Origin of the sequence: Streptacidiphilus jeojiense (assembly GCF_000719095.1) — a bacterium.
Taxonomy (GTDB): domain Bacteria; phylum Actinomycetota; class Actinomycetes; order Streptomycetales; family Streptomycetaceae; genus Streptacidiphilus; species Streptacidiphilus jeojiensis.
In genome coordinates this window covers 250,687-263,529 of sequence record NZ_JOEH01000009.1, presented here as the reverse complement: position 1 = coordinate 263,529, position 12,843 = coordinate 250,687, and the positions used below count along the sequence as shown (strand labels likewise).

The window sequence follows — 12,843 nt, the reverse complement described above, 5'->3', positions numbered from 1 at the left end:
TCCTACAGCTGTTCGGGGGCGGTGATGCCCAGAAGGTTCATGCCGCTGGTCAGGGTCTGTCCAGCCAGTCGGCAGAACAGGAGCCTGTTCTCGGTGACCTCCTGGCTGGGGGCCTTGAGCACCGGGCATTTCTCGTAGAAGGTCGCGAAGGTCGAGGCCACCGCGTAGAGGTAGGCGCACAGGCGGTGCGGTTCGTAGACCTCGGCAGCCTGGGCGAGAGTCTCGCCGAACTCGTCCAGCAGCAGGCCCAGGGCGCGCTCGGCCGGCTCCAGGGCGATCTCGGCGTGCGCAGCGGGCGTGACGCCCTCGGGTGCCTTGCGCAGGATCGACTGGATGCGGGCGTTGGCGTACTGAAGGTAGGTGCCGGTGTCGCCGGAGAGGGAGACCATGCGGTCCGCGTCGAAGATGTAGTCGCGGGTCCGCGATGTCGACAGGTCCGCGTACTTGACCGCGCCGATGCCGACCTGGCGGGCGCGCACCTCCAGCTCTTCCGCCCCGAGGTGGGGGCTCTTCTCGGCAACGACGGCTCGGGCGCGGTCGACAGCTTCGTCGAGGAGGTCCATCAGACGCACGGTGTCGCCCGAGCGGGTCTTGAACGGCTTCCCGTCCTTGCCCAGGACGGTGCCGAACGGCAGGTGCAGTGCCTCCACCCGATCGGGCAGCCATCCGGCCCGGCGGGCGGCGGCGAAGACCATCCGGAAGTGCAGTGCCTGGCGGGCGTCCACGACGTAAAGCATCCGGTCCGCGCCCAGGACGTTCACCCGGTCGCGGATCGCGGCAAGGTCGGTGGTCGCGTAGCCGTAGCCGCCGTCGCTCTTCTGGACGATCAGGGGCAGCGGCTTGCCCTCGGGGTCCTTGATGTCGTCGAAGAAGACACACAGCGCGCCTTCGGAGCGCACGGCGACACCGGAGGACTCCAGGTCCTCGCACACCTTGGCGAGTACCGGGTTGTAGGCGCTCTCGCCGACCGCGTCGGCGTCCTCCAGCAGAACGTCCAAGCGCGCGTAGACGGCTTCGAAGTAGCGCTTGGACTCCTCCACCATCTCCTGCCAGACGGCCAGGGTCTGAGGATCGCCGGCCTGGAGGGCGACCAGGCGCTCGCGCGCCCGGTCGGCGAACTCCTCGTCGCTGTCGAACTTGGCACGCGAAGCGCGGTAGATCCGGTTGAGCCGGGACATCGACGGGCCGTCCGTGCCGGCGTCGGCAGCCGTCTCGTCCTGCTCGTCAGGGTGCTCGACGAGGAACTGGATGAGCATGCCGAACTGCGTGCCCCAGTCTCCGATGTGGTTGCGGCGGATGACCTTCTCGCCGCCGAACTCCAGGATCCGGGCGAGCGCGTCGCCGATGACAGTCGAGCGCAGGTGCCCGACGTGCATCTCCTTGGCGACGTTGGGCTGGCTGTAGTCGATGACCGTGGTACCGGACCGCTCCACGGCAGGCGTGCCGAGACGGGGGTCGGCCGAGCGGACGGCGACCCGGGCGGTGATCGCGGGGTCGGCGATCGTCAGGTTCAGGAACCCGGGCCCGGACAGCTCGCTTGAGGCGATCACATCGTCGTCGTGCAGGTGCTCCAGGACGAGGGCGCCGAGCTCACGCGGATTACCCTTGCGCTGCTTGGCCAGCCCGAGGATGCCGTTGGCCTGGAAGTCCGCTCGGTCGCTTCGTCGCAGCTGGGGGTCCACGGACGCCGGAACCTCTCCCTCGGGAAGAGCGGCGAGGATGGCGTCGGCGACGCGCCGGCGGACAGCTGCAGCGAGCGAGGGAACCGTGGGCATGGGCTGCTTGGCCGCTTCCATGAGAAGACATGACTGAGTGTGGGTCGGCGGAGCCGCTCTCTGGGCAAAAGCCCTGGCCTTGGTCAGTGGCCCGCACCCCCACCGCCCACAGGTTAGGGCGGATGACTCCTCCGGCTCCACCGATATGTCCCCTGCCTCGGCACACAGTGGTGGCTCTGGCCTGCCGAACTGGATCAACCTTGCCGATGTCGGTCCTGGGGCCGAGTAGCGTGTCGATCCCGTCGGACTGGATGACCCGGCCCCTCCCCCGCCGGACAAGACACGGAACGCCGTGGGTCGCCGGCTCGTGAGATTCGATGAATGACCGTCAGATATTGGCCTGCTGGGGCCGATCACGGTGTGCGATCATGTCGCGCATGAGGGGGAAATGGATCGTGATAGCAGGTGTGATCACGGTGGCGGTAGCGGGCACCATCGTGTGGACGGAGCAGGGCGAAGGGACTGAATTCCCGTTCACCGGGAGGCTGATGGCGTTCGGGATGGTCCCCAATGGGCACGGCGGATGCGAGGGCACGCCGGTCAATGGTTCGGGCGATGTTGTGCCCGGGGCGCCGGTGAAGGTTTTCGACGTCAGCGGCAAGCTGCTGGGCACCGGGAAGCTCAGCACGGGCGACCCTGAGTCCTCGGACCTGACCACGGGTGCATGCAATTTCGCATTCAAAGTTCCCAACGTGCCACTGGGGCAGAGCACTTACGGTCTTCTGTTCCCGGATCAGGATCAGGTCATGGTCCCCGCCAGGACCGCCGAATCGGGGATGACCCTGGTCGGCTACAACGCGTCGCTCCAAGGGCGGAACAACCGGCTCGAGAGTCCCTGACGGGCAGCGCCACGCGCCGCCCGCAGGCGTTCGACCAGCCCGCCGGAATCCTTCGTGTTCACGACACATTGAGGCGGGCGCCAGCTCCGTCTCTCCCGACGTACGACCGGGTGGTGTGTCGTGATGGCCGTTCACAATCTCCAGCAGTGAGGGTGACATGGCTGATTTCTCGCGTAGGCGGATCCTGCAATCCACGCTCGGTGTCGGCGGCGCCGCGGCGGCGGCGACGTTGCTTCCGCCGAACCTGCAGCGGGCGATGGCGGAGTCGGCCAAGAGTCCGGGCCCCGGGTCCATCGACGACATCGAGCACGTCGTGATCCTGATGCTGGAGAACCGCTCGTTCGACCATTACTTCGGCACCCTGCGCGGGGTCCGCGGTTTCGACGACCCGGACGCGGTGACGCTGTCCACCGGACGGTCGGTGTTCTACCAGCCGGACACGGTCAACCCGGACGGCTACCTGCTGCCGTTCCACCTCGACACCAAGAGCACCAGCTCGCAGGCGATCCCGTCGACCAGCCACGCCTGGGCGGTGCAGCACGCGGCGGTCAACGGCGGCCGGATGGACCAGTGGCTGCCCGCCCACCGGGCGGCCGACGGGCAGGCCAACGGCCCGTACACGATGGGCTACTACAAGCGCGACGACATCCCGTTCCACTTCGCGCTGGCCGAGTCGTTCACCGTCTGCGACGCGTACTTCTGCTCGCTCCTCGGTCCGACCTGGCCCAACCGCCTGTACCACTGGACCGGCACCATCGACCCCAACGGTCTGGCCGGCGGCCCGGTGACCAGCAACGTGATCCCCTCCCCGTTCCGCTGGACGACCTACCCGGAGCGCCTCACCCAGGCGGGTGTCTCCTGGCACGTCTACCAGCAGGAGGACGACTACGCGACCAACCCGCTGGAGTGGTTCCAGTCCTTCCAGGACTCCAAGCCCGGCGACGCGCTCTACGAGCACGGCCTGACCATCGGCCCGGCCGACCAGTTCGCCCGGGACGCGGTCAACGACCGCCTGCCGACCGTCTCGTGGATCATCCCGACCTCGGGCCAGAGCGAGCACCCCGACTACACCCCGGCGGCCGGCGCCGACTTCCTGGCCCGCCAGCTGGACGCGATCGCGGCCAACCCCGAGGTGTGGCGCAAGACCGTCTTCATCATCAACTACGACGAGAACGACGGCCTGTTCGACCACATGGTCCCGCCGATGCCGCCGGCCGGTACGCCGGACGAGTTCGTCGGCGGGGTGCCAATCGGCGCCGGCGTCCGGGTTCCCTGCCTGATCGTCTCGCCCTGGACCCAGGGCGGCTACGTCGCCGGCGAGCCGTTCGACCACACCTCGGTGCTGCGCTTCCTGGAGCGGATCACCGGGGTGCGCGAGCCCAACATCAGCGACTGGCGCCGGAAGACCTTCGGCGACCTCACCTCGGCCCTCGGCTTCGCCAAGCCCCGTCCGTTCCCGAAGCTGCCGAACACCAAAGCGCAGTTCTGGGCCGCCGAGCACGAGGTCGCCACGCTCCCGCCGACCACGATCCCCGGCGCCGACCAGACTCCCCCGCACCAGGACACCACCGGTGCCAAGGCCGTGCCGGTCCCCGCAGCGGCACCCGCCACCGAGCCCAAGGCGCTCGCCGGCACCCGCCCGTACGCCGTCAGCCGCATCGTCGAGAACGCCACGACGCACCGCTCGGACTTCCCGAACGGCACCGCGGGCACCGTCTTCCCGGGTATCCAGGAAGCCGTCCCCAGCACCGGGCCCACCAGCGGCACCCACGTCTACACCGTCGGTGTGGTCAGCTTCACCCTCGCGGTGATCGACGCGGCCACCCGGCAGCTGGTGGCCAGCATCAGGGCCGGGGTGAGCCCCTACGGCCTCGCGAAGACGGCCGACGGCGGCAAGCTCTACATCAGCAACTCGGGCGAGAACGCGGTCACCGTCTACGACACCGCCAAGGGCGCGATCACCGAGAGCATCGCGGTCGGCCCCTACCCGCACGGCCTGGCGACCTCCCCGGACGGCAGCAGCGTCTACGTCGCCAACACCGGACCGGACACCGGCTTCGGCGGCTCGCAGACCCTCTCGGTCATCGACACCGCCTCCGACAAGGTCACCGCCACCTGGACGACCGGGGACACCCCGCATTCCATCGCGCCGAGCACGGACGGCAGGACCCTCTACGTCTCGTGCTACGACGGCCTGTCCGTGCTGGACACCGGCACCGGCAAGCAGCGCACCCTGCTCGCCGACCAGGGGGAGTCCAACGGCGTCGCGGTGCACCCGGACGGCACCCGGCTGTACGTGGTCAACACCTGGCACAACACCCTGTCGGTGATCAGCACCCGCACCCACCGGGTGCTGAACCGCGTCCGGGTCGGCCGCACCCCGTGGCAGGTCGCCGTCAGCCCCGACGGTTCGCGGGTGTACGTCACCAACTCCAAGGACGACACCGTCTCGGTGATCGACGCGGCCCACGACCGGGTGATCGCCACCGTCGGCGTCAAGCACGTCCCGACGACGGTCACCGCGACCGCCTCCACCATCTGGGTCGCCACCAACGCCTCGGCCACGATCGACGCGATCGACGCCAAGTCCCTGGAGTTCCTGGGCAGCACAGCCCTGGGGCTGACCACCGGCCCGACCGGCCTGATCGTCGCCTAGCCCCCACGCTCCCACTTCCGGAAGCCCGGAGGCTCAGAGGCCCGGCCGAGATCGTCTACGGCCGGGCCTCCGCGCTTCCACGAATCGGTAGGCTTCCGCCATGTCTGCCGCTCCCGTCCGCGTTCGCTTCGCCCCTTCCCCGACCGGCATGTTCCACGTCGGCGGAGCCCGTTCGGCCCTGTACAACTGGGCGGTGGCACGACAGTCCGGCGGAACCTTCGTGCTGCGGATCGAGGACACGGACGCGGCGCGCAACCGGCCGGAGTGGATCGACGGGATCATCGGAGCGCTCGCGGCGATCGGCATCAGCGACGCGGACCCGGCCTTCGAGGGGCCCTACTACCAGTCCGAGAACGCCGGACGGCACCGCGAGGCCGGGCTTCAACTGCTGGCGGCCGGTCGCGCGTACTACTGCGACTGCACCCGCGAGCAGCTCGCCGAGCGCACCGGCTCCGCCCAGCTCGGGTACGACGGCTTCTGCCGCGACCGCGGCCTGGCGTACGAGGCCGGACGGGCGCTGCGGTTCCGGACGCCCGACGAGGGCAGCACGGTCGTGGTGGACCTGATCCGGGGCGAGCCCGCCTTCCCCAATGCCGCGATCGAGGACTTCGTCATCGCGCGGGGCGACGGCTCACCGGTGTTCCTGATCGCGAACGTGGTCGACGACCTCGACGAGGGCATCACCGCGGTGATCCGCGGCGAGGAGCACCTGTCGAACACCCCCAAGCAGCAGTTGCTGTGGCAGGCCCTGGGGGCGGAGCCGCCGGTCTGGGCGCATCTTCCGGTGATCGTGAACGAGAAGCGGCAGAAGCTGTCCAAGCGCCGCGACAAGGTCGCGCTGGAGGACTACCTGGCCGAGGGGTACCTGCCTGCGGCGATGGTCAACTACCTGATGCTGCTGGGCTGGGGGCCGGGCGAGGACCGCGAGATCCGCCCCTACCCCGAGCTTGAGCAGCTGTTCGACATCAAGGCCGTCAACGGGTCCTCGGCCTTCTTCGACGTCAGGAAGCTGGCGGCGTTCAACGCCGAGTACATCCGTGCCCTGGCCCCGGCCGAATTCGCGGCGGCCTGCGCGCCCTGGCTCAGGGCCCCGTACGCGCCGTGGTCGCCGGAGGCGTTCGACCAGGCGGTCTTCGATACGGTCGCACCGCTCGCACATACCCGCATCACGGTGCTCTCGGAGATCACCGCGTACGTCGACTTCCTCTTCCTGGACCAGCCGGTGCACGACGAGGCCGCGTGGGCGAAGGCGATGAAGCCGGGCGCGGCCGACATCCTGCGTGGCGCGCGGGAGGCGCTGGAGAGCACGACGTGGCAGGCCGAGAAGATCAAGGACGAGCTGACGGCCGTCAGCGAGACCAACGGCCTGAGGCTGGGCAAGGCCCAGGCCCCGATCCGCGTCGCAACCACCGGCCGCACCGTCGGACTCCCCCTGTTCGAGTCACTTGAGGCACTCGGTCGCGAGCGGGTCCTCGCCCGGATCGACGCAGCCCTGGGACGTCTGGCCGCCTAGGGAATCCCTGCGCCCGACGGGTCAGCCGATGGCGATGACGGGGTGGGCCGTGGGCTTGATCCATTGGATGATCTCGGTCATGACGGTCGCCGGGAGGGCGACGCAGCCGCCGGTGGGGCCGGCCTGGGGGCCGAGGTCGTGGAGGAAGATGCCGGCGCCGCGGCCCTTGACGGCGGGGTTCATGTTGAAGTTGATGACCAGGGCGTTGTGGTACTGGGTGGGGTACTCGATCAGGTGCTCGCTGCCGTCGGCGCCGGACTGGGTGAGGTGGAAGCCGCCCAGGGTGTCGGTGCGCATCTGGTTGTAGTAGGCCGAGGTCGGGTCCTCGACCCACCAGTCGTGGGTGTTGACCTGGTGGTAGGGCATGGCGGTGCCGGGGTTGGCGCCGACGCCGAAGCCCTGGGTGATGGTGTACGTCCCGGTGGGGGTGGTGTTGGTGTTCTGCACCCGGGTCGCGCCGTTGGTGATGCCGTTCGCGCCGATGCGTGCACCGCTGGTGGAGTAGACGGCCTGCCAGGCGTTGTTGCTCAACTGCCAGGCGGTCACGGTCGCGTGGGAACCGCTGGCCTTGACCGTGATCACCTCGGTGGCACTGCCGACCGTGACCGCGACCGGGAACGGCAGCACCGGTGGCCGCAGCGGGGCGAGCGGGTACGAGGTCACGGGTACGGGGGCAGCCAGGGCCGGCACCGTGGCCGCCTGCGCCATGGTGCCGCCGAACAGTGCGCAGGTGAGGCCGGCCAGCGAGGTGGCGGCCGCGACCGCGACCGTCCGGTACCGGAAGGGCGTGCGGGGGCGGAGACGGCGGCCGGACTGTGCGGACATCGAGCGGTACTCCTTCGCTGGGGCGGAAGTTGATGCCTCGGGGGCCGGACGCGGGACGCAGATCGTCAGGGCACACCGTTGCTGACCGACGCTCGGAGGCCGACCCGCGGTTCCCCTGCTCGCGGCGGAGTTCAGCCGAGGTCGAGCAGTTCCTCGTAGAAGCCGCCGAAGCCCCGTTCCAGGTCGACCAGGTGGATCTCCAGGATCCAGTGGCAGCGCCGGCCGGCGCGGTCGACGCGGCGCAGCGGCGTGTCGTTCGCCGGGGCGATGTGCGCCTCGGCGTCAGCCCACTCGTCGTTCTCGGGCGGGAACTCGCCCACCAGGTGGCCTGCGTGCCAACCGCCCAGCCCCCAACCGGCCTGCGCCGCCAGCTGTTCCACCACGGCGTACAGCTGCTTGCCGGTGGTGTCCGGATCGGCTTCGAAGGCGCGGCGGCCGGCGGCGAAGACCTCCGGCAGGTCGTTCCTGAGCCGGTGCTTGACCGGGTCGTCGCCGAGGACGAAGGTCCGCCCGAAGTCGGCCTCGAACTCCTCGAAGATCGGTCCGAAGTCGGCGAAGGCGATGTCGTCGGCAGCGATGACGCGGTCCGGTGGATTCTCCTTGTACGGCAGGAGGGTGTTGGCCCCGGATCGCACGATCCGCTTGTGCCAGTAGTGCGTCGTGCCGAACATCTCGTTGGCGAGGTCACGGATGCGGTCGCTCACCTCGCGTTCGCCCCGGCCCGCCGCGACCAGACCGCGCTTCTCGATCTCGGCGAACAGGTCGGCTGCCTTGGCCTGGGCGTCCAGCAGCCGCGCCACGCGCGTGGATTCATCCGACATACGGGCGACCCTATGTGCCCCGCCTACGTCCCGGCAACGGGGTTCGGGAGCGGGTTGCGGGGCTGTTGTCCCAGGTCAGGCCAGTAGGGTCGGCGATCGGGAAATGGATTCGCCCGGGTGGCACAACCGGGGCAGAGTGCGTGCATGACTGCTGAAGGGCTGGACGAGGACGGATTCATCGCCCGGGAGGGCTCCCTCGGGCGCGTGCAGGAGGAGTTCGCGCCGGTGGTGCACTACGCGCGCACGCTGATCGGCGAGGTCTTCGGCGGTGGCGGCCCCGACAGCGACCGGCAGCTGCACAGCGCCTACCTCTACGGCAGCATTCCGCGCGGCACCGCGGCCCCCGGCGTGTCCGACCTCGACCTGCTGATCGCGCTGCGCCGCGAGCCCGGCAAGGACGACCGGTCCGCGGCGGACGAGCTCGAAGCCGCCATCGACAGTGCGTTTCCGCAGGTCAACGGGGTCGGCGTGCTGCTCTTCAGCGCCAGCACGCTGCTGAGCGAGCTGGAGCGCCATGACCTGGGCTGGTTCGTCGCCTGCCTGTGCACCCCCCTGCTCGGCGACGATCTCGCCGACCACCTGCCCCGCTACCGCCCCACCGCCCTGCTGGCCCGCGAGACCAACGGCGACCTGGGCCTCGCGCTCCCCGGCTGGCGCCAACGGCGGGACGCCGCCGGCACGGACGGCGACCGGCTCCGGGCGCTCGGCCGAGGCGTCTCCCGTCGCATCGTCCGCAGCGGGCTCACCCTGGTGATGCCCCGTTGGGGCGGGTGGACCAGCGACCTCGCCCGCTCCGCCGAGGTCTTCGGCCGCTACTACCCGGAGCGCGCCGAGCAGATGCGTCTGGCGGCGGCCACCGCCCGCACACCCACCGCCGACCCGGCCGTGCTGGCCCTGTTGATCGACGACCTCGGCCCCTGGCTGGCGGCCGAGTACGCAGCTGTCCACGGAATGAAGACAACTCGGGGTTGAGCTGAGCCGGGGCCGGTGAACTCAGTGCCCCATTCGTCAATTTGACGCTTAGTCATACTCACGTTTGTTCGATGGCGACCGACCCGGATTGTGAGCTATCGTCCGAGATCTCACCATGAATTGGTGACCCCGGCGGTGCGCCAACACCCCGGGGTCCGGCACCAGGAGCACAACCTCCCATGCACATTCATCGTAGCCGTCCCGCGCACGGCTTCACCGTTCTCCCCAACGCGTTCCTCCAGGATCGGCGGCTGAGCTACACCGCCCGGGGCCTGCTCGCGGACCTGCTCTCGCGGCCGGACGGCTGGCGCGAGGACGGACGGCAGATGGCCGACCGCAGCCCGCAGGGGCGCGGGGCGGTCGCCAGAGCGCTCAAGGAACTGACGGAGTTCGGCTACTACCGGGTCGAGAAGGTCCGCCAGGAGGGCGGGACGATCCTCAGCGTGGCGCACGCCTGGGACACCCCTCAGCAGGTCGGACCGGCTCCCACCCGTCCGGGTCCCGGTTCGGCGGGCACCGGAATCCCTGACGCCCTCCCTGAAAAGAACCGTCAGAAAGAACCCGCCCTCCCGGCGCAGGCTGCTCCGCGACCAAAAAAGCCGCAGCAACCGCAGCGCGGTGGCGCGGAGCCGTCCGCCGTCGCACTTCTGTTCCGGGTGGTACGCGCCGAACCACGGCTGCGGCTCGGCGTTCCTGAGGCGGCGTCACTCGCACCGCTGGTGGCACAGTGGCTGGAACGCGGCTGCACCCAGCAGGACCTGGCCCAGGCCCTGCTGCCGGGCCTGCCGGCGCAGGTGCACTCCGCCGTCGCCCTGCTGCGCGACCGGCTGGTCCGGAAGCTGCCACCCGCGCCACCGCCGGTACCGCCGCCGGACACGGTGGTGGCCCGACGGTACGAGTGCGGCAGGTGCAGCGATCCGGTCCCCCGGGCCGGAATCTGCCGTCCCTGCGCGGGCCTCGGCCCCCGGGTGGTGGCCGTCGGCGGGGGCGCGGCCGCGACAGCGCGCGGGGCGGCCAGGGTCAGAGCGGCGCTGCGCCCGGCGGCGACTCCGATAACCGTGTAGAAGGCGCAGCGCGGCCCCTCGGCTTCACCGGGAAGCCAAGGGTCCGGGAGCGGGTCGGATCAGCGCCTGCGGCGGGCTGCCGTCCGGGTGCCGGCGACGACCAGTGCACCGGCGCCGGTCAAGCCCAGGGCCAGCGCCAGGCCGAGGCCGTCCTCGTTCGCGCCGGACGCGGCCAGGCTCGGACGGGGCTTCGCCGGAGGCTTGGGGATCTTGACGGTCACCTTGACGAACACCGGCTTGCCGGTCTTCCTGCTCTTCGCCTTGTAGATGAAGGAGTCGGTACCGGAGGCGCCCTTCTTGGGCACGTAGATGAGGAATTCCGGATTCGTCGGGTCCTCGGTCACCGTCCCCAGCACCGGCGGCTCAGTGATGATGACCGGCGGCTCGACGGTGGGGAGGATCGGGATGACGACGCGCTGGCTGATCCGCATGATCGGGATCTCGGGCTCGATGACCGGCGCGCAGTTCAGTTCGAAGTCGGCATTGCTGACGTCCCCGGCGGTGGCGTCGGCGTTCACCGTGGTCGAGGTGGCCGTGAAGCCGTCGGGGACCTGGACCGCCACCCGGTAGGAGCCGGCGGCCAGGTCGGAGAAGCCGTAGACGCCGTCAGGGCGCGACATCGCGGTGATGGGCTGACCCGCCGAGTCCAGGACCGGGTCGCCGTTGCTGTCGAGCAGTCGCACCTGGGTCCGTCCCGGCTGCCCGCACGGGGAGGTGATCCTGCCGCTGATGTCGACCGTCTTGGTGGCGACCCAGACCTGGTAGATCGGGATGCCGCTCTGCACGCTGAAGGTGAGCGTCAGCGACTTGACCGGCACGGTGGGTCGCAGCCACCCCGAGGCGCCGCTGGTGTCACCGGTGTTGCTGCCGATGAGCGTCGTGGTCGCGGCGTCCCAGTGCGGCAGGTCGGTGAAGGGACCGCTGCCGGTGCAGGTGGACGGCCTCGGGGAGCCCTGGCAGTAGTTGAAGGTCCCCTGCCAGCCGAGCTGCGCGGCCGTCAGCGGGGCGCCGTCGGCCCCGGTGGCCTCGACCTTCACATGGTCCGCATCCACGTCGCCCAGGGCGAAGCCCCAGCCCACCGGGGTGGCATGGGCGAAGTCGAGGGTGGTCACCGACGGCTGGAGCCCGGCGGCGGTGCGCAGGGCGATGTAGTTGTGGTTCCGAGAACTGCCGTACTCGGCACCGAACGGCGTGTCCTGGTTGAGGTACGTGCTGGCGCCGGACGGGATGAGCGTGTTGCTGCTCGTGGTCGTCACCGTCGCGGCCGGGAAGCCCCGGGCCGGTACGGTGAGGGAACCGGTTGCCCATTCACCGTAGGAGGACCCCGAGGCGAAGGCGGGCGATGCCGCCATCGGCACCAGTACTGCTGCAAGCACCGCAGCAGCAAGGCTGCTGACTCCTCGTCGGATGGTGAAGGGCAAGGTGATCAGTCCGTTCCGGCATCAGGTGGGTCTTCAGTCCCTCCCTGCCTAGCCGACGATCCGATCAGCGGCCCGCAGGACATGACGACGTCACCCGTACGGGCGGCCCGGGATTACCGCGAACGGCCCTACCCCAGTCAACCGCCCTGGGCCCGGTGCCAGGCGCTCACTCCGATTTTCCCGGTGTTGCCCAGGTCGATGGTGTAGCCAGGGGTGAAGGTCTGAGCGGGGCGTCCGGGGGCCGGGGTGATCTCCACGGAGGCGCCGTCGGCGGCGACCACGGTGGCGTCGGTCACCGTGTTGCGCCAGATCAGCCCGAACTCGGCGCGTTCGCCCGGCTGCAGGGTCAGCGGCTCGGCGGGCCGGTCGAAGCTGTCGACGCGGGAGATCGCCTCCGAGCCGTGGCTGACCGCGACGGTGAGCGGGCTTCCGTCCTGGTCCAGTACCCGGATGCCGGGGTAGCCGTCGAGCTTGTAGGGGCGGGTGCCGCAGTCGACCAGGCGGATCGTCACCGCCCGCAGGCCCATCGCGGCGTCGGGTTCCCCGGTCTCGAAGCGGATGCCGGAGGCCGGGCAGACCGGCGTCGCCGTGACGCTCGGCGACGCAGACACGACCCCGTACTGGCCCGAGGTCGGCAGCGGGGAGGTGTCGGGGGCCGAGAATCCTCCGGCTGCATCGGCGGATCCGGGCGTACCCGCCGCGCCGGCGCAGGCGGAGAGCAGAGCGGTCACCGCGAGCGTGAGGACAGCGGTCGCGAGGGCAACAGGCCTAGGGGCAGCAGGCCTGAGGGCACCAGTCGTGAGGGCACCAGGCGTAGCGGCGGGGGCGCGGGCAGGGCGGCGCACGATCATCCGGTGATCATCGCACGGTATCGACAGCGGATGAGTCTGGGGCAGAACACATCGCTCTACGAATATGTCTGTCACCGATATAAGCTGGATCCATGACTCCTCCCGG

At 70.1% G+C, this 12,843-nt stretch carries 10 protein-coding genes and 1 pseudogene; 6 read left to right on the top strand and 5 right to left on the bottom strand.

Features of this window, described 5'->3' with window-relative positions:
* Window positions 1-2 precede the first annotated feature (2 nt).
* The gene (argS, locus tag IF29_RS0113680) at window positions 3-1,775 is read right to left on the bottom strand and encodes an arginine--tRNA ligase (protein ID WP_030253842.1); all 1,773 of its coding nucleotides are present in this window, start codon (window positions 1,773-1,775) and stop codon (window positions 3-5) included.
* Window positions 1,776-2,143: 368 nt separating this feature from the next.
* Here argS and IF29_RS0113675 point away from each other — a divergent pair, with 368 nt between their 5' ends.
* The 4 genes and pseudogenes from IF29_RS0113675 to gltX all read left to right on the top strand — a co-directional run bounded on the left by IF29_RS0113675 (window position 2,144) and on the right by gltX (window position 6,783).
* Window positions 2,144-2,614, top strand: coding sequence for a hypothetical protein (locus tag IF29_RS0113675; RefSeq protein ID WP_030253840.1), 471 nt, complete (start codon window positions 2,144-2,146; stop codon window positions 2,612-2,614).
* Window positions 2,615-2,771: 157 nt separating this feature from the next.
* Window positions 2,772-4,178 (top strand): annotated as a pseudogene (locus IF29_RS47550) (alkaline phosphatase family protein); the annotation flags it as partial.
* An 18-nt stretch (window positions 4,179-4,196) separates the two neighbouring features.
* Complete coding sequence (locus tag IF29_RS47545; RefSeq protein WP_232242138.1) at window positions 4,197-5,270, top strand: beta-propeller fold lactonase family protein; 1,074 nt, start codon at window positions 4,197-4,199, stop codon at window positions 5,268-5,270.
* Window positions 5,271-5,418: 148 nt separating this feature from the next.
* The gene (gene gltX / locus IF29_RS0113665) at window positions 5,419-6,783 is read left to right on the top strand and encodes a glutamate--tRNA ligase (RefSeq protein WP_030253836.1); all 1,365 of its coding nucleotides are present in this window, start codon (window positions 5,419-5,421) and stop codon (window positions 6,781-6,783) included.
* A 21-nt stretch (window positions 6,784-6,804) separates the two neighbouring features.
* Here the strand turns inward: gltX and IF29_RS0113660 are convergent, their stop codons facing one another.
* Window positions 6,805-7,608 carry a L,D-transpeptidase family protein gene (locus IF29_RS0113660; RefSeq protein ID WP_084714116.1) on the bottom strand — a complete coding sequence of 268 codons (804 nt, stop codon included), beginning with the start codon at window positions 7,606-7,608 and terminating at the stop codon, window positions 6,805-6,807.
* A 131-nt stretch (window positions 7,609-7,739) separates the two neighbouring features.
* On the bottom strand, window positions 7,740-8,429 hold the full coding sequence (locus tag IF29_RS0113655; RefSeq protein WP_030253833.1) for a M24 family metallopeptidase: 690 nt from the start codon (window positions 8,427-8,429) through the stop codon (window positions 7,740-7,742).
* Between the two features lie 144 nt (window positions 8,430-8,573).
* On the opposite strand from IF29_RS0113655, the gene IF29_RS0113650 reads away from it, so the two are divergent.
* Entirely contained in the window at window positions 8,574-9,401 is an 828-nt protein-coding gene (locus IF29_RS0113650) for a nucleotidyltransferase domain-containing protein (protein WP_030253831.1), read from the top strand.
* 179 nt (window positions 9,402-9,580) lie between these two features.
* Complete coding sequence (locus tag IF29_RS43495; RefSeq protein ID WP_051725275.1) at window positions 9,581-10,465, top strand: helix-turn-helix domain-containing protein; 885 nt, start codon at window positions 9,581-9,583, stop codon at window positions 10,463-10,465.
* A gap of 59 nt (window positions 10,466-10,524) precedes the next feature.
* On the opposite strand, the gene IF29_RS0113640 is transcribed toward IF29_RS43495, so the two are convergent.
* Together IF29_RS0113640 and IF29_RS44840 are read right to left on the bottom strand one after the other, a co-directional pair.
* Entirely contained in the window at window positions 10,525-11,841 is a 1,317-nt protein-coding gene (locus IF29_RS0113640; protein ID WP_157623722.1) for a hypothetical protein, read from the bottom strand.
* Between the two features lie 182 nt (window positions 11,842-12,023).
* Window positions 12,024-12,617, bottom strand: a complete 594-nt coding sequence (locus IF29_RS44840; RefSeq protein ID WP_051725273.1) for a DUF4232 domain-containing protein — start codon at window positions 12,615-12,617, stop codon at window positions 12,024-12,026.
* Window positions 12,618-12,843 lie beyond the last annotated feature (226 nt).

Bases quoted from the DNA above. Each gene is read 5' to 3' on its own strand.
- IF29_RS43495 (WP_051725275.1), top strand. From the start codon at position 9,581: ATGCACATTCATCGTAGCCGTCCCGCGCACGGCTTCACCGTTCTCCCC.
- argS (WP_030253842.1), bottom strand. From the start codon at position 1,775: ATGCCCACGGTTCCCTCGCTCGCTGCAGCTGTCCGCCGGCGCGTCGCC.
- IF29_RS0113650 (WP_030253831.1), top strand. From the start codon at position 8,574: ATGACTGCTGAAGGGCTGGACGAGGACGGATTCATCGCCCGGGAGGGC.
- gltX (WP_030253836.1), top strand. From the start codon at position 5,419: ATGTTCCACGTCGGCGGAGCCCGTTCGGCCCTGTACAACTGGGCGGTG.
- IF29_RS0113675 (WP_030253840.1), top strand. From the start codon at position 2,144: ATGTCGCGCATGAGGGGGAAATGGATCGTGATAGCAGGTGTGATCACG.
- IF29_RS0113660 (WP_084714116.1), bottom strand. From the start codon at position 7,608: ATGTCCGCACAGTCCGGCCGCCGTCTCCGCCCCCGCACGCCCTTCCGG.
- IF29_RS0113655 (WP_030253833.1), bottom strand. From the start codon at position 8,429: ATGTCGGATGAATCCACGCGCGTGGCGCGGCTGCTGGACGCCCAGGCC.